At 65.6% G+C, this 19,863-nt stretch carries 23 protein-coding genes and 1 other RNA gene; 9 read left to right on the top strand and 15 right to left on the bottom strand.

Annotation, left to right across the window (positions count from 1 at the left end):
• Window positions 1–191: 191 nt before the first annotated feature.
• Window positions 192–797, bottom strand: coding sequence for a DUF4328 domain-containing protein (locus EER34_RS09980; protein WP_164743535.1), 606 nt, complete (start codon window positions 795–797; stop codon window positions 192–194).
• A gap of 402 nt (window positions 798–1,199) precedes the next feature.
• Between EER34_RS09980 and EER34_RS09975 the strand changes: the two genes are divergently transcribed.
• Window positions 1,200–2,111: a thioredoxin family protein gene (locus EER34_RS09975; protein ID WP_127474457.1), complete on the top strand. Its 912-nt coding sequence runs from the start codon at window positions 1,200–1,202 to the stop codon at window positions 2,109–2,111.
• 89 nt (window positions 2,112–2,200) lie between these two features.
• On the opposite strand, the gene EER34_RS09970 is transcribed toward EER34_RS09975, so the two are convergent.
• Together EER34_RS09970 and EER34_RS09965 are read right to left on the bottom strand one after the other, a co-directional pair.
• Window positions 2,201–2,995, bottom strand: a complete 795-nt coding sequence (locus tag EER34_RS09970; RefSeq protein ID WP_127474456.1) for a hypothetical protein — start codon at window positions 2,993–2,995, stop codon at window positions 2,201–2,203.
• On the bottom strand, window positions 2,988–3,551 hold the full coding sequence (locus EER34_RS09965; protein ID WP_164743534.1) for an RNA polymerase sigma factor: 564 nt from the start codon (window positions 3,549–3,551) through the stop codon (window positions 2,988–2,990). The genes EER34_RS09970 and EER34_RS09965 overlap by 8 nt, the downstream gene beginning before the upstream one ends.
• 219 nt (window positions 3,552–3,770) lie before the next feature.
• Between EER34_RS09965 and EER34_RS09960 the strand changes: the two genes are divergently transcribed.
• The gene (locus EER34_RS09960; RefSeq protein WP_127474454.1) at window positions 3,771–4,478 is read left to right on the top strand and encodes a 2'-5' RNA ligase family protein; all 708 of its coding nucleotides are present in this window, start codon (window positions 3,771–3,773) and stop codon (window positions 4,476–4,478) included.
• On the opposite strand, the gene EER34_RS17485 is transcribed toward EER34_RS09960, so the two are convergent.
• Window positions 4,468–4,620 (bottom strand): hypothetical protein, encoded by a 153-nt coding sequence (locus tag EER34_RS17485; protein ID WP_164743533.1) that lies wholly within the window; start codon window positions 4,618–4,620, stop codon window positions 4,468–4,470. The genes EER34_RS09960 and EER34_RS17485 overlap by 11 nt on opposite strands.
• A 406-nt stretch (window positions 4,621–5,026) precedes the next feature.
• Between EER34_RS17485 and EER34_RS09950 the strand changes: the two genes are divergently transcribed.
• Entirely contained in the window at window positions 5,027–5,464 is a 438-nt protein-coding gene (locus EER34_RS09950) for a GNAT family N-acetyltransferase (protein ID WP_127474452.1), read from the top strand.
• A 445-nt stretch (window positions 5,465–5,909) separates the two neighbouring features.
• Window positions 5,910–6,830, top strand: a complete 921-nt coding sequence (locus EER34_RS17640; RefSeq protein WP_205791559.1) for a DUF4259 domain-containing protein — start codon at window positions 5,910–5,912, stop codon at window positions 6,828–6,830.
• A 324-nt stretch (window positions 6,831–7,154) separates the two neighbouring features.
• Here EER34_RS17640 and EER34_RS09940 read toward each other — a convergent pair whose 3' ends face one another.
• Window positions 7,155–7,607 carry an SRPBCC family protein gene (locus tag EER34_RS09940; protein WP_127474451.1) on the bottom strand — a complete coding sequence of 151 codons (453 nt, stop codon included), beginning with the start codon at window positions 7,605–7,607 and terminating at the stop codon, window positions 7,155–7,157.
• A 108-nt stretch (window positions 7,608–7,715) separates the two neighbouring features.
• Here EER34_RS09940 and EER34_RS09935 point away from each other — a divergent pair, with 108 nt between their 5' ends.
• Window positions 7,716–7,991 carry a hypothetical protein gene (locus EER34_RS09935; RefSeq protein WP_127474450.1) on the top strand — a complete coding sequence of 92 codons (276 nt, stop codon included), beginning with the start codon at window positions 7,716–7,718 and terminating at the stop codon, window positions 7,989–7,991.
• Between the two features lie 141 nt (window positions 7,992–8,132).
• On the opposite strand, the gene EER34_RS09930 is transcribed toward EER34_RS09935, so the two are convergent.
• Complete coding sequence (locus EER34_RS09930) at window positions 8,133–8,450, bottom strand: hypothetical protein (protein ID WP_127474449.1); 318 nt, start codon at window positions 8,448–8,450, stop codon at window positions 8,133–8,135.
• A 622-nt stretch (window positions 8,451–9,072) separates the two neighbouring features.
• On the opposite strand from EER34_RS09930, the gene EER34_RS09925 reads away from it, so the two are divergent.
• Window positions 9,073–9,801 carry an alpha/beta fold hydrolase gene (locus EER34_RS09925; protein WP_127474448.1) on the top strand — a complete coding sequence of 243 codons (729 nt, stop codon included), beginning with the start codon at window positions 9,073–9,075 and terminating at the stop codon, window positions 9,799–9,801.
• 303 nt (window positions 9,802–10,104) lie between these two features.
• Here EER34_RS09925 and EER34_RS09920 read toward each other — a convergent pair whose 3' ends face one another.
• The 4 genes from EER34_RS09920 to EER34_RS09905 form a co-directional block, all read right to left on the bottom strand.
• Window positions 10,105–10,479 carry an SHOCT domain-containing protein gene (locus EER34_RS09920; protein WP_127474447.1) on the bottom strand — a complete coding sequence of 125 codons (375 nt, stop codon included), beginning with the start codon at window positions 10,477–10,479 and terminating at the stop codon, window positions 10,105–10,107.
• A 312-nt stretch (window positions 10,480–10,791) separates the two neighbouring features.
• Window positions 10,792–12,075 carry an MFS transporter gene (locus EER34_RS09915; protein ID WP_127474446.1) on the bottom strand — a complete coding sequence of 428 codons (1,284 nt, stop codon included), beginning with the start codon at window positions 12,073–12,075 and terminating at the stop codon, window positions 10,792–10,794.
• Entirely contained in the window at window positions 12,072–12,656 is a 585-nt protein-coding gene (locus tag EER34_RS09910) for a winged helix-turn-helix domain-containing protein (protein WP_127474445.1), read from the bottom strand. The genes EER34_RS09915 and EER34_RS09910 overlap by 4 nt, the downstream gene beginning before the upstream one ends.
• Before the next feature lie 392 nt (window positions 12,657–13,048).
• On the bottom strand, window positions 13,049–13,867 hold the full coding sequence (locus tag EER34_RS09905) for a hypothetical protein (protein ID WP_127474444.1): 819 nt from the start codon (window positions 13,865–13,867) through the stop codon (window positions 13,049–13,051).
• Between the two features lie 240 nt (window positions 13,868–14,107).
• Here EER34_RS09905 and EER34_RS09900 point away from each other — a divergent pair, with 240 nt between their 5' ends.
• Both EER34_RS09900 and EER34_RS09895 read left to right on the top strand, forming a co-directional pair.
• The gene (locus tag EER34_RS09900; RefSeq protein WP_127474443.1) at window positions 14,108–15,061 is read left to right on the top strand and encodes a coiled-coil domain-containing protein; all 954 of its coding nucleotides are present in this window, start codon (window positions 14,108–14,110) and stop codon (window positions 15,059–15,061) included.
• Between the two features lie 138 nt (window positions 15,062–15,199).
• On the top strand, window positions 15,200–15,625 hold the full coding sequence (locus tag EER34_RS09895; RefSeq protein WP_240642275.1) for a YgdI/YgdR family lipoprotein: 426 nt from the start codon (window positions 15,200–15,202) through the stop codon (window positions 15,623–15,625).
• Window positions 15,626–15,918: 293 nt separating this feature from the next.
• Here EER34_RS09895 and EER34_RS09890 read toward each other — a convergent pair whose 3' ends face one another.
• Window positions 15,919–16,191 carry a hypothetical protein gene (locus EER34_RS09890; protein WP_127474442.1) on the bottom strand — a complete coding sequence of 91 codons (273 nt, stop codon included), beginning with the start codon at window positions 16,189–16,191 and terminating at the stop codon, window positions 15,919–15,921.
• Between the two features lie 96 nt (window positions 16,192–16,287).
• Here EER34_RS09890 and EER34_RS09885 point away from each other — a divergent pair, with 96 nt between their 5' ends.
• Window positions 16,288–16,932 (top strand): hypothetical protein, encoded by a 645-nt coding sequence (locus tag EER34_RS09885; RefSeq protein WP_127474441.1) that lies wholly within the window; start codon window positions 16,288–16,290, stop codon window positions 16,930–16,932.
• Between the two features lie 74 nt (window positions 16,933–17,006).
• On the opposite strand, the gene EER34_RS09880 is transcribed toward EER34_RS09885, so the two are convergent.
• From EER34_RS09880 to EER34_RS09865, 4 genes are all read right to left on the bottom strand, one after another.
• A complete protein-coding gene (locus EER34_RS09880) occupies window positions 17,007–17,489 on the bottom strand; it encodes a hypothetical protein (RefSeq protein ID WP_164743532.1) in 483 nt (160 codons plus the stop codon).
• A 583-nt stretch (window positions 17,490–18,072) separates the two neighbouring features.
• Window positions 18,073–18,441: a transfer-messenger RNA gene (gene ssrA / locus EER34_RS09875) on the bottom strand.
• Window positions 18,442–18,554: 113 nt separating this feature from the next.
• Window positions 18,555–19,289, bottom strand: coding sequence for an anti-sigma factor (locus tag EER34_RS09870; protein WP_127474439.1), 735 nt, complete (start codon window positions 19,287–19,289; stop codon window positions 18,555–18,557).
• Window positions 19,276–19,857, bottom strand: coding sequence for an RNA polymerase sigma factor (locus EER34_RS09865; protein WP_127474438.1), 582 nt, complete (start codon window positions 19,855–19,857; stop codon window positions 19,276–19,278). Before EER34_RS09865 ends, EER34_RS09870 begins: the two co-directional genes overlap by 14 nt.
• Window positions 19,858–19,863: the final 6 nt, after the last annotated feature.

Below are 19,863 nucleotides of genomic sequence, written 5' to 3'. Positions count from 1 at the left end.
CTCCGCGCGTGCGAAGGGGCGCACGCTTGCCGACCCTCAAGGAGCTGCACTGCCGCCATTACGGCCAGTCCCCTCAACTGCCGTACCAGCAACCAGACGCAACGCCAGCAAGTGAACCAAGAATGAACCACCAGCCGAGCGGGCACGACGTTGGCGACTACTCCCTGGCGTCGGTGTGGACTAGGTCGCCGTCAACTGACCATCTTTGGGATGCCGACAGCCGAGCGCCGCGTGATTCCCAGGGTGATGTCGCGGACGATCAGCCACGCAAACGGCACGGCAGCCATCTGGAATACCTCGCCTGCCAGGCTCAGAGACATTCCGAGCCGGAACAGTTCTAGGTCCTCGGCGACCGCGAAGATGCGGGTTGCTATCTGGAACAGGACGCTGCTGACGATCCAGCACGCCCACCACACAATCTGCCACGCGGGTCGAGAGCGGCCCGTTGCGCGCCAGAGGTCGGAAATGTTCTGGTACGGGAACCAGAGGCAGATGATCGGCACAACCCAGGAGCCGACATGCCAGCCGGGCGATCGCCGCGTCTGGCCGGCGGCGTGCTTGGCGGCGCGGTACTGCCAAAGCACCCACAGCACGCCAGTGGCGAGAATTGCGATCGCCGCCAGGATCGTGACGATCAGAGTGACGCGGTCGTAGGTGTTGATCAGATCGATAGCGGAGGTGTAGCCATCGAGGTAGGCGGTGGCCGAGGTGATCCCGAAGGTTTCGACTCCGATGGTGACAATAGACATGACACCGCAGACAATGAGGAGCACCTGGGTAGCGACCGCCAGCGTCATGAGGCGCTTGGCGGTGGGCGGTTGCGGGCTTGTCTGTTGTCCCGGCGAAGACCACGTGGCGCCGTCCCACCACCACGGTGACGATGATCCGTCAGGTGCTGGATACCACCCGGCGACAGATGACGTTGGGGCGATACTCACCGCGAGACCTCCTGGGACCGGATCCGACGCCGCGCCGTGCGACATGAACGCCTTCGCTGGCTGGATCGAGTGATCACTCTAGCGATCCGCGCAACGCGTCAGCGCCACCTGTTCAAACTCGGCGCGACGGGCGTGCCGCTCCGCAATACTTTCATCAGACAGCGGCACGCTTACTCGCTATGCCAGAGGCTGACGTGCCATCGCCTTCGCCCGTCGAGCGACCGGCCTGCGGGCCTCGCTTTTTCTGGCAGGCTTCAACCCGTGGATGAGTTCATGGTGGCGTTCGGGCTTGTCGCAAACGTCATCACCGTGGTCGCAGGGCTCGTCGCGATCTTCGGCGTTGTATGGGCAATACTCGGTCGCGCGAAGCTGACTGTGAACACCGACGTGAACCCGGGACTCACACCGAGCCTGGTCGTGAGGGTCTCCTCTACTGGGTCGAATCCCGTCCACGACGTCGAACTTGCAGTCGGCGCTCTCGATGACAACGGATTCGCCCTTTGGGGTGACGGTGCTGGCAGAAGATCCGCACTCAATCGTGGGGAAGCTCTCACGGTCACCGCCTTCGACGACGGGCCCACGTCGTTCGGCTTCCCGCCATTCGAGGGCGAGCATCGCCACCCAATGAAGCCCGGCGAAGGCTTCTACGTAACTGTGCAGTGGCGCTCGCCTCTGTTCCCATGGCGCCGCAAGTCGCGCACCTATGCCTGGCCACCCGCACTTCGCTTCGCGAGCCGGCAACCAAAGCTACTCAGGTGGCGAGCCGAATCGAGATTCTTCGAGCGAGCGCACGACCCCAGGAATTATTCTGCACGACCGGGGTTCACGCGGCCGAAGTGGGCTCCATCACCGGCCACTGTGGCAACCGATGCGACTTTCAACGCTCTCGTTGCGGAGCACAAGGGGCCCGTGCTGGTGGGGTTTGGGCCAGCATTGCAAGGACAGTTCTGGCTGGAGGTACAGCGGATGCTGCATGCCTTTGCCGCGAACTACGCCCCTCGCGTCAGGGTGCTCATCGTGACGATCGAAGACTGCCCGAGCGCAGCGTCCAAGTACACGACGGGGACGTTCCCTCACTTCAAAGTGTTCCGAAACGGACAGGTCCTAGCCTCACACGATGGCGCCGGCTCGATGCTGGACGTTGAAGCTGGACTCTCGCCGCACTTGAGTTAGCTTCGGAGCGTAGCCGCCCCCACGCTCTCGTCGGGGCTCAGCGGGCAGACATCCGGGCGGTCAACCACCGGCTTTCGCGGCAAGGGCTACTACTGGTTTGCGCTTTGCCAGCCGGAGTCGAGTTGCGCGAACTCGGACGCGTAGCACTGGCCCTCGACCCCCGACTGCACTGATGCGTCGCTGTTCACGTAGCGCACGACCTTCTGGGTGGTGTCGATCACATCGACCGGGTGGCCGCCGTCGCTCATGCACTTCGCGTAGCGCTCGAATCCGGCACGGTATTCGGCCTCCGTGACGGTGCCGTCGGCTATGGCGGCGCTCTGCTCCGAGGACGGTCCTGGTGGCAGCGCGGGTGCGGACCAGGAGGCCCACAGCATGTAGCTGCCGGAGCCGGAAACACTGAGGCTGTGAGGCCCAGGTCCGGTGACGGTCTCGCCGCCAGCTGATCCGCCGCCGGTGCCGTCGCAATAGCTCGTGCCGATAACGTCCCCGTCGATGCTGATGACCTCCACTCCCGCACCCAGGCACCGGAACGCGACGTAGAGTTCGGTAGCGCCCTCCGGGGCGACGCCGACATCCAGGGTCGTCGGCCCGACCGCCCGCTCGATGAAGAAGGGATCGCCGAGCAGTTGCGTGTCGCCAGGTACCGTCGCGGCGAGCTGCGCGGGCGAGGGTGGCACATGGGTGACGTTGGAACCGGCACGGGACTCCGCCGTCAATGCCACGGCAGCCGACGTCGCCGCGCCTGCCAGCACCCCCGAGACAGCAAAGACAGTCAGCGCAACGAGCGTGCGCGGTGCTCGACGGTTCAACGGTGCCGACTCAGCCAGAGCGACGAACATCCGCCGCTGCGCTTCATCTCGGGTTGTCATGACATCAGGCATTGGAAGCACCTTCCGATGGGAATCCGAGGGGGCGCAGATGGTGGGCCTCGTCCCGCAGGCGAGCCCGCGCTCGGGACAGCCGCGCACGTGCTGAGGAGGCGCGCACACCCAGCAGTCGGGCCGCGTCCTCGGTAGAGAGATCCTCGAGCAGGCAGAGCGTGATGATCTCCTGATCACGGAGCGACAAGCGTCGCATCACACGAAACACCTCACCGTCACCGACGACGTCGGCCGGGTCGGGCGACGGATCGGCGACCGGGATCCGGGCGAGGGCCGCGCGATAACGCCTCTCGGCCCGTGCAAGGTTCATGCACGTGTACGTAGCCGTGCGCAGGAGCCAGGGAAGCATCGACGCATCGACGAAGCGCACGCTCTCGCGCTTGCGCCACGCCTCCAGGAACGTGATCGATACAACGTCCTCCGCCTCCGTCGGCGACGGAGCCAGCCCCCGAGCGTGGCGCCGGACGCGGTCACGGTGACGGTCGAACACACGCCCAAACGCCTCACCCTCGCCGGCAACAGCGCGAGCCCAGTCTTGCTCGTCAGAAACGGTCACACTATGTAGTGTCCGCGACCACCCGAAGTGCTGCACAGTTCCCGGAATACATGACGTGACGCTGACATCGAGGTTTGGTTCGCCTCCGGCCGCCAGCGAGTCCGCGTACCGCCGGTCGTGAAGCCACTGCAAGATCGACGCAATGGCCCTGCTCCGTGGCTGCGGCCAGACCGGTGCGTCCAGGGACCGGCTTGCGGGCCGCCGACGAGGCGCACAGACATGCCCCGCACAGCAGACCGCACGTTGCGCAGCATCGGAGGCACCTCAATGGACAATGGAGCGATGCCAACTGATCCAGTACCGATGCAACGAGGCACCTTCGAGCGCACCCAGAACCATTGGTGGTGGCGGAAGGGATGGGGCCCAGGCACCCGCTACCTGACCTGGCATCTCACGTTCGAAGGTGCGACCGCTCTCCACGAGGCGGCGGAACGTGCCGGCGCGGCTCTTCGCACCGTACCTGGCATCGATGTTGTCCCCGTCGAGTGGTTACACCTCACAATGTCCGGCCTAGGACATTCAGACGAGTTCGATCCATCGACGCTGAAAAGGCACGTCGACTCTGTTCTCAGCGCCGCGTCCCGCACGTCCGTCATACCGCTGGTCTTCGATCGTCTCTTCATCTATCAAGAAGGCGTTTGCCTCTCAGCGACGTCACCAGGGTTGCAGGCGCTGAGAACGCTCCAAAGCGAACTCATCTCCGCGGTCGGTGGCCCTGGTCACGACCCGGACGAGGTCTTCCATCCTCACGTGAGTCTCGGCTACTTCTCTCGCGAGATCAGCGAAGAGGCCTTGAGCGACGCGCTGGACCTCGCGGACCTCGGTCCGGTCGTCGTTGCCTCCCCGCGCCTGTCGCTCATCGAGCTCAGTCGTGGCGATCGCGTCTACACCTGGCGGGTAGTGGCGCAGCAAGAGATCAATCGATGAACAGCTCAGCCAGGCGGGCATGGACTATCGCGCTGGCGGGCTTCTTCGGCGCTATTGCGCTCGGGCTCGCGGCCGCAGTTCTCTCAGCGATCGCGATCAACGCCAGTGAGCCTGCACAAGCCTCGGTGACGTCGAGCGACACGAGTTACCCATAGGTATCGCGCGAGATGCTCGCTCTCCTGAGAGACCGGCCCGCGTGCGCTCAAAGATCGCTCATCGTTCTGCTCGCGGTCAGCTAATGTTCGACTCATGCAGGAAGTAGCGACGCTTTCGACGATGGTTTCAGCCATGTGGCTCACGATGGCAATCCTCGCCGGAGGCTTGGCCCGCACCAGGAACCGCTCGCCTTGGTACTGGTTTCTGTTGACCCTTTTCCTCGGGCCCCTTGCTGCGTTCCTGCTGATTGTGTGGCCGCCGCTCCCCGCACGCGCGGCGGTCGATCCTGTACCTCAGCGTTGACTCCCGGACCCCGGCGCCCGCGCCCGTGGCTTGACTGATCGCGCCGCCGATGATGACACCGGGCCTAACGAAGATGGCACTATCGCCTCATGTCTGAGTCGCAACCCACGGTAGAAGTCCTCGAGTCGTTGAATGCCCAGGACACTCGCGCGCTCTCTCGTCTGCTGGCGCAACTGTCCGCGACGGCAACGTTCGACGAGGCAAGGATCCGAGCCGTTGTCGACAACGAAGCAACTGAAATCTTCGTCGCGCGAGTCGCTGGCGTGATCGTGGGCATGGCCACGCTCGTCGTGGTGCCTCTGCCGTCAGGTCGACGCGGCCATGTCGAGGACGTGGTCGTCGACGAGTCGATGCGTGGACGGGGCATCGCCAGGAACCTGTTGGAAACGATGACGACGATCGCGTCCAAACGCGGACTGCGAACGCTCGATCTCACTTCCCGTCCCACTAGGGAGTCGGCGCTTCGTCTGTACGAATCCGTTGGCTTCGTTCGCAGAGACACGGCCACGCTCCGCTTCGAGCCTTAGCGCTCGATAACCGACGCACGCACGAGCCCCCGCAGTGTGATTACGCCGTCGCGATGACCCGCCCAGACTTCCTCCATTGGCAGATGGCGGTGCGGGCGGCGGGGAAGCAACACGTGGAAGCGACGGCGTGATCTCCTCTGGCCGGAGCCTAAGCAGGGCGAGCCCGACTGGGTGACATCTTTGGCTCTACGATGGCTTGCTGATCGCGGGGGCAGTTGGCGTCGTCGTTTGGGCTACCAGACAGCCCGTTTCTCGCCATAGCTGGACAACCGCGCGACCATCGCTCCTAGCCTCGCGGCCCAACCCAGCACCGCCACTACCGGGCAAGTGGCCTCGTGCTGACATCGCACGAATGGGGACCGACTTGCGGACGGATCGGGGGGTCGTGGACCGAGGTTATCCACAGCAGTCGTCGCTGCTCTCGTGAGCGCAATACTGTGCCTTCATGGGCGCGTGGAGTGCAGAACCTTTCGGCAATGACACCGCGGCCGACTGGGCGTGGGGGCTCGCTGAGGCAGATAACTGGGACCTCGTTCTTGACGCGCTCATCGCAGTTCTAGGTGAGGATCCGGCAAACGTCGATGCCGACCTCGCGAGTCTTGCGATAGCGGCTGCGGAGGTGGTCGCGCACGCGTTCGGAAGGCCGACGCAGGTGGATGCCTACACGGAGGGTGTGAGCGAATTCATCGCGCGCGTGCCGAGCCCGCCCGACGGGATCGTCCCGGTCGCGTTGACCGCTCTGGGGATCGCAGCGTCCCCACGCGGCGAGCTCGCTGAACTTTGGCGCGAAAGCGGCGACGACGAGTGGGCTATCGCGACGGGTCGAGTCCGCGACAGCCTGCTGGCCGTCGATGGCGCTGTCGCTGTCGACCATGCCGCAGAGGTCGGTTCGGCGAGCGAAGGAGGCCTGCCGCCGCGCGGGGGCACTCTCGTCGTGCTGGCTGTCGTCCAGTTCTTCGTGGGCGGTCTGGTGCTGTTTGTCGCCGCTGTGATGCTGATCTTCGGTGCGGCGACGTATTACGACGGGATGCTCTCGCTGATCGGATGGGTCGTCGCGGCCGTCTTTGTCGCGGTTGTGTCGATGATCGGTGCATTCGTGATCGGCCTGCCTGTTCGGCTGGTTCCCGCCGTCAGATCGCGGTGGCTTGCGCACGGCGAGCTGACTGTCGCCGGCGTCGTCCTCGGATTTGTCGGGTGCGTCATCATCATCGCCGTCGCGCCGATGAGTACCGCTACCGATGAACTCGGCACCTACGAGGTGCGCGACACGAACGGTTGGGTGCTACTGGCAGCGTGGTCGCTGTTCGCGATCTCCGTCGCGCATTTCGTCTTGCCACTGCGCTGGACCCGGCGAGCTGCACGCTGACCTACCGCCCTGCGGTCGCGTGCGAGAGATGGCTCAGCCGCGAAGGACGGCGTCCTTTATCGAGACTCGGTCGCTGACCACCACCTGAAGCGAACCCTGCAAGTCTTCTGACCGTGAGCGGATTTGAAAGCCCCAGTCCCTGTAGTCCGGCCTCGTCGGAATGGCCGACACGGGACGTGTCGGCGCTGCCATGAATGTATCGAAAGAGTTGCCTGCGGACGCATCCGTCTCGCGCGACGACGTGCTGCAACCCCGCTGGCAGCGGACAATCCGACACGGTGCTGTGCCCGCTTCGCGACCGGTCCCCGCACAGGTCGCTTCCGTTTAGGAGGGTTCGCTGAGGGACTTCAGCAGGTGCGCGTTTCGCTGCGCGATCAACTGCCGCAGGTACGGGACCAGCACCAGTCGTTCGACGAGCCGACCGAACACCGGAGACCCGACCGTCAACGTATCGGTCATCCGGGTGCGGCCACCGACCTCCGCGAAGCGGTGCTCGTGACGAAACACTCGAAACGGACCATGGACCTGCTCGTCGACGAACCGCCGCGGCGCATCCGCTTCGGAGATCCGAGAGGTCATCGTGAACCAGATCCCGAAGTGGCGCGCTCTCCAGGTGACCGTCTCACCAAGACCGATGGCACCGCTCGTAACGCCGGCCACCGCCCCCTCACCAGAGTCAGCCATCGAGGCCAGATGAGCATCGATGTTGAGCGAGACATCAAACAGCTCGGCAGCAGAGTGGTCCGAGTACGTCACGATCGTGAATGTCGAGGCCACGCTCAATCATCCCAGCACGCGCACGTGCCCGATCACGGACCGGCTTGCGGACCGTGGCGCCGAGGTTTCTATGGCTTGCGAAGTCGCCTCTTCCGAAGGGCGACGACCGTGGCGACCACGACGGCAGCGCTCGATATTGTCCAGAGCCAGATATTCGTATCGATTCCTATGAGCGAGCGCTGGATTGAACCGCAGACCGACGCGCCTTCAATCGGCGCATCAGCACACCATCCACCGCTGATCACCGGCGCGAACAGGATGGAGATTCCGACCAATCCCGCCGCGCCGAGATACGCGATCGAGGCGGACGATCGCTCGCGGTGCTTCATGGCGCCATCCAAGCAGAAGGGGTGCCGCGGCGGCCGAGCCGAGACCGACTCGTGATCGAGATACCGCTTCAACGCGAACCGCACCTCATCTATCGCACCCGAGAAGACGCCCGCCGAGGGACCCTGTAAGAAACGCGACCAATGTCACCGCGGTGAAATCGAAGCTCATGTGCTCCAGCCACCGAAGCGTGGGGTGCTAGGACGCGTTCAGATTCACCAAGAACACGACGAGCACACCAGCAAAGGGCAGTAGCGCAACCACGATCGTGACAATCGGCAGCGCCTTCCGAGCGCCACGCACCAGATGCACGATCGACACCACGATGGCCGCAACAGCGATGACCAACCCCAAGATGAAGACCACCTGGAAGACGGCTGACCCGGAACCGCTCCCGTCGAGCGCGGCTCTGATGCCGAATACGAAGCTCACGGGTACGGCAATCGCTGAGGCGATCGCGGCGACGAGCGCCGGAACCCCGCGGACGGGACGTGAGGTGGTGCGGCTCCCGATCATGCCGCCACCGTAGCGGACCCGTCGATGACCATGTACCGAGGTGATGGGCGCAGACGTCACGGCCACCCGCTGACGGATCCAGATCCGTACCTATGCTCCCCGGGAGGACCCCCGCCATCACTCAGTAGTCGAGTATGAGCGGTTGTCTGTTTCCGCGTGCTTGGCGGGCGAGGTGGAGAAGGACGGCGAGTCCGAAAACACCGGCGGCGTCGATCGCGAATTCGAGCCCCGTCGCAGCGAGACAAACAAGCAGCCTAAGCATGAGCACTAGGAACTCCCCGCCGGATTCGGCGGGGACTGAGGGGCACATCCCACCGATCGGACGGTGGGGTCACCAATACTCGCGGGCTTAGGGGCGGTTTCCCACAGCGTCGGGCACTACTCGCGCCGCAACGCGCGGATCATCACCGCGGCCCGGTGGGCACGCCGATAAGCCGGCCCGGCGCCGTAAGCAAGGAATTTGCCCGCGCGCGGGCAGATCGACGACGCTGACCTGACCTGAGACCTGGCGACGCGAACCTTTCGCCCCTATCGTGACCATTGCGTCGGGCATCTGGACGCATCCCCGCCCTTCTGGAAGCGTCGCCCCTTGCCGCGGCGCCACGTGATTGGAAGCCCGTAAATGCCACAGACCACTCCCACAATCGTCTTCGTCCACGGCGCTTGGGCCGACTCCTCGAGTTGGAACGCCGTCATCCCCACGCTTCAGTCCGAGGGTTTCACGGTGTTCGCCCCGCCCAACCAACTCCGCGGGCTCACGAGCGACTCCGCATACATCGCGTCGTTCCTCGCGCAGCGCACATCAGGTGCCGTCGTGCTCGTCGGTCACTCCTATGGCGGGGCGGTCATCACGAACGCAGGCCTTGCGGGGGACGTCCGCGCGCTGGTCTATGTAGACGCCTTCATTCCGGACGAGGGAGAAACGGTGCTGGGTATCCTCGAGGGCTCAGGGTCGGCGCTCGCAGTGGCCGACCCGACCACAGTGCTCGACCTCGCGGGATACCCCGGCGCACCCGAGGGCGCGGCTGACGCCTGGCTCAAGCCAGATGTCGTCCACACCTCGTTCGCACAGGACTTGCCGGAGGCCGACCGGTGGCTGATTGCTGCGACACAGCGTCCGGCATCCATCGTCGCGAACGTCACACCCTCGGGCCCGGCGGCGTGGAAGTCGATCCCCAGCTGGGCGGTGCTCGGCACGGAAGACAAAGTCATCCCGATCGAGACGAAGCGGCGCATGGCAGCGCGCGCCGGTTCGACCGTGACCGAGGTCAACGCCTCGCACGTCTCGATGATCTCGAACCCGCAGGCAACGCTCGACGCGATCCACGCGGCTGTGTCAGCGGTGAGCTGACCGTCTCGAGACGAACACACTTTGAGCGCATCCTGACCGTCCTACGCACGGGCATCGTCCCCGCCGCCCAACGCGCCGGTCCAACCTCGACGGCGAAACGGGCGTCGCAATCGATCGCACCGAGGCTCTCCGCGGTGCCACGGATCCGAAATCATCATCGACCCATCGACCGGCCCCGTCATCGGAGAACGCGAGGTCACCACTCACGCGATCTGGGGAGTTGGCTGCAACGACACCTTCACCCACCCCACCATCGAAACGAGCGTGCCCGAAGCTTCACGGGCGTCGCCCAGCCGATCAGCCTCAGCCGGCGAGGATCGCGGCTCGTGCAGCCGCGCGTTCGGCGTCGGAGATCACCCCTCGCGCGTGCAGGTCGTCCACGTCAGCGAGCCGCTGCTCGATCGATTGTGCCGGCGCATCGTCGCGCACGGCGGTGCCGGGCCGAAGCAAGTCGCTGTTCAGGAACTTCGCCGCCATCGCTGCATCGACCGTGAGCGGGTCGTGCCCTGATCGCTTGATGATCATGTATTTCCGCACGCCGATGTAGAGCGAGAGGCCGACGCCGATGACCCCGACCAGGACCACGAGAGCGAAGAAACCCGAGAACGCACCGTTCATCCCGGTATCAGCGAATCCAGGATCGACAGGAGGCGGGAAATCAGTGCGAAGCATGGCCACACATTAGCCGTGGTGACGGCGTCCGCAGGGAACCCTGTGGATGGGAAGTGCAACTGAGCAACGTGGGGCCTCGACGCACTTGATGGAGCCGCTCGTCCGCCGCGATCGCCGCGATCGTCGCGACACGGGTCGCCCTGCGACTAGCCGCTCGCTCGGGCCCCTATGACGTTCGGTCGCTGAGCGCGGAGCGGCCGCGGCTCGGTCAGTATGAGATCCGGTCCCCGAGGTGAATGACAGTGCACTGACGGCATGGCCGCGGCCCAGTCCCGGGACGGGCCGTCTGCTGAGGACCCCCGATCGGGACACCCGGCGTCAGCGTGCTGTCGTACCGAGCCCGGCGGACTCGGGGTCACCGCCGACCTGTGCTGCCGGGATTGCGGTCTCGGCGCGGGGCAGCCATACCAGTGCGACCATGCCGGCGAGGAGGTAGAGACACCCCTGGAGTTCGAGCAGCGGCGTGACACCGATGGGGCCGTCGGCGAGGCCGCTAAGAAGAATGCCGGTGGCCTGGCCGAGGGCGCTGAGAAGGCCGACCGCGGCGAACACGGCGCCTCGCTGCCGTGGCGTGGTTTCATCCTGCAGCACGGTCATGAGCCCTGCGATCATGATCACCCCGGGGGCGCCGACTGCGGCGAACAGCATGAGGTAGAACCCGATCCCGGTGGTGAGGGCGGGCAGGTTCCAGGTGATGAGCGACAGGGCGCCGAAGGCGAAAAGGCTGGCGACGGCAAGGATGCGTGGTGTTGTGCCGCGCACGAAGATGCCGAGTGTGATGCCCGCCGCGATAGCCCCGATCGCCTGGACGCCGCGGAGGATTCCGACTTCGGCCTCGGTCGCGCCCAGCGGGCCGAGAACGAAGAGGACGAACAGCACGAGGAACATGCCCTGGGCGATGCTGGATACGAAGATGACTGTGTACGCGCCGCGGAGCCGGGGAATCCTGAGGGCCGCGAGCAGTCCTTCGGGCTTCTCCTCAGGGGACTTCTGCTGCGGCGAGCCGGGGGCCCGTTTCGTGGAGGCGGGTGCGGGTGCCGGCAGCGACGCGATGAGGATTGCTGACAGCAGATAGCTCGCGGCATCCACGACGACGACGAGTCCCAGATCCCCGGCCAGCAGCAGGATGCCGCCCAGTGGCCCTCCGATCAGTCGGCCCAGGCTCTGATTCAGACCGTTCAGCGCGTTGGCCGAGACCAGGCGCTCGGAGTCGACGAGTTCGGGGAGCAGGGTGTTCTTCGCGGGCTCGAACAACGTGCTCAGCGACGCGTGCGCGAGGATCACGGCGTACGCCAGCGGCAGCTCGCCGGCACCGTGCACGAAGAGCAACGGGAGGAGGGCGAGCGCCTGGCCGATGTTGACCACCACCATGAGCCATCGGCGGTCGAAGCGCCCCACAAGTGTGGCGGCAAGCGGGGCGAGTACCACTGCCGGGACGAGCTCGAGGAGGAACGCGAACGCGGTGCCGACCGCCGAGCCGGTGAGTTGGAACACGACCAGCGGGAGCGCGATGAAGAGCATCCAGTCGCCGGTGTCGGAGATCAGTCCCGCGCTCCACAGTCGACGGAACGCCGGGATCGCGAAGGCAGTGCGGGAAGTCATTTCGAGCCCTTCTCGAAGGTCGGCCGCGGGAAGGCGACCAGTGAGATGTTGGCCGCGGCGGCGTCGGCGGGCGCCTCGGTGCGGGTCGCAGCGATGTAGGGGCGGATGATCGCGTCGACGCGCTCGACGATGGAGCGGAGTTCGTCGGGCGTGACCTGGAGGCCGTATTGGGCATGCGCGTCAACATCGCGCCAAGGTCCCTCGATCCGGTCGCGGCGGCGGACATGCTCACGGGCAAGTTGGTAGTCCAGAAGGAGCGACGCTTCGAGCATCGCGGTCGCACTGGCAGCCGCGTCGGGGTCATCCCCGCCGAATTCGAGGCTCAGGCCAGTGATGGTGGCGCGCCAAGGCCGCTCCCGGCCGTCCTCCGAGGCGGTGTGCTCGACGAGACCATACTTCGCGAGCACGCGGAGGTGATAACTGCAGTTCGACGGGGCATCGTCGACCGCGCGTGCACACTCCGAGGCGGTCGCCGGGCCCCGCGACATCAGGAAGCTGAGCACGTCCAGCCGGACCGGGTGAGCGAGCGCCTCCAGCGCGCCGGCATCGGTGAGCGTGCGTCTGATCTCGGGCGTGTCCATAACAGTCCATTCTGAAAGAGGCTTTCAGATTAGATCCGCCTCGTGAGATTTGCAAGAGCCTTTCAGGTTTCCTGCGCGAGCGCGTGTCGATGTTGGTGGCTGAATCTCCGATCAGGGATCAGGACCGAGATCGAATACTCTGATGGCGCTGTCGCCGCCACGCGCACGATCGGCAACCAGAAAGCCCTCAGCCACAGCCCGCCGCAACCTTCGCTCGGCTTCTTCATCGGCGAAATGCGCCGACCCGAATTCGGCACTCGCCCAGGAGGTACACCGCCACGCCTGCGACGGAGTCGACCGCATCAAGTGCGATTCGATGACCCCCATACTCGAACTCCGGCGCATCCGCAGTTGAGAAACTCGTCACGCTCTCTAGCTTGGGTTGCCTGAGCTCAACGAATGTCGTTGTCCTGGTCTAGGAAGACTCCCACTCGGTCACCGTCGAGCACGAACTGCAGGGCGCTGCCCTTCGGGTAGCGGGCGCTGAGTTCTTCCGGTGCGTTGGCGTCGACAAGGAGCTCGATCGTCGCGGGGAAGTCGCCGACCCGGCAACCCGAGGAGACCAGGCCGGAAAGCGACCAGTTGTTCGGGTCACCCTCCTCTTCGTCGGGCACCTGCTCCGTAACAACGACGGTGAAGCAGTCGGTCCCTGGCCCGCTGAATCCCGTCGCGGTCTCGAAGAGGGTCAAGCCGTAATACTCGTAAACCACCGAGCTTGGCCCCGCACCGAACCAATTGCTCGGAACCTCGGCCGTCGCGGACGGCTCGAGGGTGGCGATCTGCACGGCACCGGAAGAGACCGATACCGGAGCCATCCATGTCAACGCGAACGTCGCCGCCGCTGCGAGTGCGGCTGCCGCCAGTACGGTCAACGCCCAGAGCCACTTCAGCCATCGGCTCAGTCTGCGGGGCACGGGCAGCCGCTCATCCAGCGCAAGCGGGTCAAGGTTTGCCTGCCGACGCTCGGCCTCCGGCGGCTGACCAGCCTCGAAGACTGGAGGTGGGTCGGAAGCGTGCTTGGACGGACCGGGCTCAGGCGTCCCGCGAACGCCGTCAGTGACATCCGCGCGAGCGGACATCGACGCCCTGTTCATCGAAACTTCCAGCTCATGAAGCCGCCGCAATGCATCGGGATCCTGATCGATGTCGGCCAAAGGGCCATACGCGCGCGCCCGAAGCGCCTGCAATTCGTCGAGAGCGGCCGTGTCCATCCGTTGCATCGTCTCACGGACCCCCAGGGCTGGTCATCCATGACCCGGGTCGCTCCCACCTTCGCGGTCACCTGCGACCTCACCGCGCGGGGACTCGGGCCGCTGTGCTATCCGACCGCCCTCAGGGCGGCTCGAGTGCGCGGCTGTCTGGCGCAGATCGCTCTCTGCTCGCTCTTGCTTGGCGACGCGCTCCCATCTGAGGTCTCGGCCGCCAGCGTGAGGCTGTGGCACAGTGACTGGGTGACCGAACCCGATCTGGCGACGCCTGCCGAGGCCGTCCGTGCTGCCGCAGAGGTCCGTGCGCGTCAGAGACGACTGTATGTCCAGCTTGAGACCACGGGGGCGCTCGTGGAGACGCGACGGGGCGAGCTGGCCGACCTACAGCGGGGGCTGCAGATGGAGCAGTCCGATGTCCGCCGGCTGGAGAAGCTGTCGCCGACGAAGATCTGGGCGACGCTGCGCGGAGACACGGCCGATCGCCTGGCCATCGAGCGCGCCGAGGCAGACGCTGCCCGGCTCGCCGTGGCCGGCGCACAGGCGCGACTCGACAGCGCCATCGCCGACGACGCCCGACTCCGCAGCGAACACGATGCCTTACGCGGAGCGGATCACGCGTACGGTCAGGCGCTGGCCGCCTACGAGGTCGCCCTGCACGCGGCCGGCGGTCGCGACGCGGCAGAACTGACGGAGATTGCAGACCAGTTAGGGGTGGCCGCGGCGCATCAACGCGAGATCACGGAGGCTCTCGATGCGTCGCGCGCCACGAGAGCAGCACTGGAGGAAGCACTCGTGAAGCTGGACAGCGCGGGCGGCTGGTCGACGTACGACACCTTCTTCGGGGGCGGCTTTGTCGCCGATATGGTCAAGCACTCGAACATCAGCGAGGCAACCGACGCTTTCGCCGGGGTCAACCGGGCGCTCGAGCGACTTTCCACCGAGCTCGCCGACCTCGGAGCCTCGGCTATCGATGGCGTCGAGATCTCCGACACTGTGGCGGTCTTCGATGTGCTGTTCGACAACATCCTCAGCGATTGGATGGTGATGGACCGCATCTCCGAAGCCCGGGCGAGCGCCGAGAAACTTGACGACCGCCTCACTCAGCTCGCAGAACAGCTCGCCACCAGCGCCATAGAGACCTCAACGCGGATCGGCACTCTGCTGGAGCGGCGCGAGGCGATCCTCACGGCAGCCTAGACACCTGGTCCAGAAGATCGCCTTGTCATTCGGGTTGGACCGGGGCGAAAGACACCGCATCGCCACACGGCCTGCGTGGTCAACGCCGATGCGTTGGCTTCAGGACCGCCTGCGGTACACGTTCGTTAGATTCGCCTGGTGGGTACTCTTCGTGGCTCGGTGTTGACGCTTGTCGCGCTCGTGCTGTCAGCCGCGCTGACCGGCTGTTCTGTCGATTCGGTGATCTGGGGGCAGGACGGCGCTCGCGTGATCCAGACAACCGAGGAACTGGTCGACGCCATGGCCGACGGCACTCCGACTGATCTCATCTGTGAGGACTCGGCAGCGGAGCTCGGAGAACCGAGCGATTGGCTCGGCCTGTCGGCGGGCGAGCCCGAGCGCTTCGTTGCAGAGTATTGGGAGGAGCAGGTCCCGCTCGATCCTCAGTGGAACATCAACCTCGAGGGCCTACCCGAGGGTCTGACACCCGGCTCCAGGTTCCCTGGTGACGTCTTCTACCGAGAGACGGACGAGGGCGTTTGCGTGATCGACATCGCATGGTCAACCCTCGTAGCGGAGGGCTGACTCTCCGTCCGTTGTCGCAATGTGAGAGCGCCTCCTTCGGAGCTCATGCTTATCGACCGGCGCGCCCGCTGATGGCCCCTCGTCCTAGCCACAGCGATGGACTCTTCGGATGGCCGGAAGGTCTCGCACATTGCCTGCGAGACCACGGCGTGCGGTTGCCGAACGGTTCGTTGCGCATGCACGTCCGGTCATCGAGCGGCTTGAACCAGCTCAGCGGAACGACTCGTGGTGGCGGGATCAATCCCCGGACTCATAGCGCCCGCGCTCAGAGAGACCGACAGCCGCGCGGGATCTCAGGCCTCCCATTTACGACGCGGCCAGAGCAGCAGTACGCCGGTTGCTGCTCCGATCGCAACGAGCACAGCGATCCAGAGCCCGAGGTGAGCTTGGAGGCCCACAAGCGTCTGCGCGGGTAAGTCGGTGCAGTAGGTCTGATCGGGCTCAGTTGAGTCGACGCACATGCCGGGAAAGACCATCGGCGCGAGAATCAGTGAGGCGATGAGCGCTAAGACCGCAGCGCACCCGACAACGAGAGCCGCCCGCCCAGCTTTGCGCTTCAGCACCACGGCGTCAGCATACGGCGGCAGGACCAGATCGAACGCGATCTAGGTGCGCTCGGCGACCCCTTTACGGCGGACGGAGGAGTCCGATGAACTGGGTGGATGCGCTCCGATGAACCGATGCCGAGCAACCCGTGGCCGCACGATATGACGCTCACTATCGAAGACCGTCCAAATCAGTTGCTCGAGATGCTCTGGGTACGTGAGGCTCACGAGCTGCAGCTCGACGGTGACGACCTCCCACCGATGCTGAGCCAGACTCCGGAACGCGCCGCCGCCGGCATGAGCAGAGAATCCCGCGTCGAGTGGGAGCGCGCTTGGCCCCGGATCTGGCGTGAGACCGTTGCGCATACTGGTCGGGAGCTCGAACCCTCGCGCTTCGCACAGCTCGAAGATCTGGCCCACGGTTCGGAAGAGCGCAAGGCTGCCCTCCACCAGATGCTCGGTCCGAACTGGAGCGACGAGTTCGGCCACCATGTCTTCCAGGATCCATCCTGGAAGAACTGGGAGCGCCACGGCATGGACGCGTTCATCGCGTCCATGCCCGACGCGCACCGGAACAGCCCGAAACGCCGGGATCTCGAGGCGCTGATTCCGGCGTGGCGCGCAGGGCTCACCAAGATCGTCACGATCCCCTGCCGTGGTGAGTACACCCGCAAGCTGGGCACGAATGCCCTGATCGTCACCGACGTCACGCGAGCGGACAGCGGGCTGTATCGAGCTGCGCTTGGTACGTTCCGGTTGTAAGGCGCCGCCCACGCTGCACGTGCGACGACCTGCAGCCGACGTGGACCGAGCGGCTCTCGACAGCCAGGGTGGCGCTATCCCTGTCCCGGTGCTCCGTAGGTCGCGCCGTCAGGGAGGGGTGGGCAGAATGCGGAATCCGTCTGAGCCGCGACCTCGGCTCTCACCGCAACCCCATCCCTGGTCTTTCCGACCGTGTAGACGATTCCTTCCTGAGAGTCCAGCTCAGGGATATATCCGACGATCGCAGAATCGATGGCCGGGTCGTCGGGTACAGGCGCAACGGCCGTCGTGATGAGGTCTGCGGTTGGGTGCTTCATGAGCCAATTGGCAGTGTCACGGACGGTCGCGCCGGGGATCGTCCAGAATGCTTCGATCTCCTCGACCGGCCCGCACGGCCACCCGGTGTATGAGTAGAAGCCGCCGATGCGCCTTTCCGAGCGGACGGCTCCCGGCGGGAGGGTGGCCGCCTCGAGCCACGCTTGGGCCTGCTCGCGCGCTGCGGCAACCTCGCTATCCGAAGCGGAGGTGGGCTCACTCGTCGCGGTGGGTTTGGTCACAACGGCAGGTGTCGCGATCTCCCCGCCGACCGCGGCAGTGGCGCAGCCTGTAAGCGATGTGGCGAGGAGGAACGAACTGACCACCAACGCTGATCGGCATCGCATACCAACCACCGTAGCGGCCGGACATGTGCCCACCCGGGGGCGACACAGGGACGTCCAACCGCCGCGCTTCGGCTGGCCACGGCGTTACAACGCCCCCAATCAACGCGGCTGCGCGGATGACCGCCTCCGCTCCCATATTGGCGATTCGCGAGGCGCGCCGCCGCACGCAAGCCGAGCCCTGCCGCCCGCCCACCCGCCGACCGCACACCAGTCCAGGGCGGCCTCAACCCGGAAGCTGGCCCGCTCCGGTCGAGCTGACGACCGTTTGGCTCGCTGGGCTCGCTCAACGACTGCCCAGGCTCCCGCGCAAGCAACGACCCATGAGACCGGCAACGAGCGGCATCCGGACACGCATTTCAGCATGTATGCCCTGATGGTTTGTGGGCGATATGGTTCGGGCGATGTCGCCGGCAACGAACAAAGGCCCCGAAACCCGCGTGATTACGCGGTTCTCAGGGCCTTGTTCCGTGACAGCGGGTGGTGGAGATGGGGGGAATCGAACCCCCGTCCATCGCTGGGATACTGCGTCTTCTCCGGGCGCAGTCTGTAGAGACGTTCTGCTCGGCTCCGACCTTTGTCACAGACACCTAAGTCGACGAGCCCAGCCTGGGAAGAGTCCCACGTGACGTCCAGACGCCATCACGCAGCAAGTCCCCTAGATGACGCGAGGGTCCGTAGCGGGAACGCCTACGGTCTCACGGAGTTCAGGCTCGCTTAGGCAGCGAGGGCGAACTCATTGCGATTTGCATCGGCAATTATGTTTTTGCAGAGGTCGTTTACGAGATAACCCTGCATCCTCGGCCCGCTTCCCGCAGATTCACAGGCGATGTCGAAACCGATCATCCCCATGAGCCTTCGTGCGAAGGGCCGCTGTCACGCTGTTGAGTTTCTGAACACTCGATGTGCCGAAGCATCCGAGCACACCAGAATACAACGGATGCTGCGCCCCCGCCATTCCTGTCACGCGAAGCCGAGTTCGCCCCGCACGATGGAGTCGCCCGAGTGGGCGGGATCGCCGTCCTCCGGCTCCTGCGAGATGTCCACCAGCACGTAGTCGGCCAGGTCGACGTCGTCGGGGATGGCGAAGACTCCCTCGCTCCCGTCGAGGACTCCGAGACTGACGAGCGCCGAGGCATCGGCGTTGATGAGCCACACCTCGCGGAACCCGGCATCGGTCTCTGACCCGTCGAGCTCGACCCTGACCTGTCGCTCGCCGTCGGCGGCCTGGACGACCACCGCCTCGCCGTGCGCGCCGGGATGATCCGGGAAGGCGTCGAGCGACGCGGACGCCACCTCCACCGGATCGGCTGGACGCACCAGCATCCAGGTGCCGAAGCCCGCCACGATCAGCGCGACGCTCGCCGCGAGCGCGAACAGCACGCGCGACACGCGGCCTCGGCGAGCAGGGGCGCTGTGCACCGAACGGACCGCCCCGAGCGATCCCGGGTCCGCCGCGGTGTGCGTGCCGGAAGAGGGTGACAGGCGCAGTTCGTCGGCGATGCGATCCCACACCCGGTCGGGGGGTGCTTCGACACCACCCAGCGCGACGGTCGAGCGTCCGACGGCGACGGTGTACTCCAGTTCGGCGAGCTCGAGCGAGCACTCGTCGCACTGCTCGAGGTGGGCGCGCTCCTCCGCGGTCGCGGGGTCGCCGATGGCGATCAGTGAGAGCCGCTCGGGATCAAGATGCGACATGACCCACCTCCAATCGGCTGCGCAGGCGGACGAGACTTCTCCTGATATGGCTCTTCACGGTACCCAGCGGCATCTGAAGACGGTCTGAGATCTGCTCGTGCGTGAGATCGTCGTAGAACGCGAGGCGGACGACCCGTCTGGCGTCCGGCTCGAGCTGATCGAGCTCGTTCGCCAGCAGCAGGCGGTCGCCCAGGTCGATCTCCGGGGTGGCGAGCTCCTCAGGGGTTACGAAGCGCTGGAGGTGCTCCTGCAAAGCGCGCACGCGCGTGCGCGCTTCAAGCGTGTCGGCGATCCGCCGGCGCGTGATGGCGACGAGCCAGGTCGAGATGCGGCCCTTGGCCGGGTCGTACGACGCGCGCGAGGTCCATGCCGACACGAACGCCTTCTGCGTCACGTCCTCGGCGTCCCCTCGGTCGCCCAGATAGCGCAGGGCCAGCGTGAAGACGATCGGGGACCAGCGACGGTAGATCTCCTCGAGCGCGCGCTCGTCGCCGCTCCGGAACCGCTCGCACAGATCGCGATCCTGTGTTTCGTCCACCGTCGTTCCTTCCCTGTCGGCCGGCACCATCGCCGG

The organism is Microbacterium sulfonylureivorans (assembly GCF_003999995.1).
Taxonomy (GTDB): domain Bacteria; phylum Actinomycetota; class Actinomycetes; order Actinomycetales; family Microbacteriaceae; genus Microbacterium; species Microbacterium sulfonylureivorans.
The sequence above is the reverse complement of the archived record's forward strand: the minus strand, read 5'-3'. Positions and strand labels throughout refer to the sequence as shown.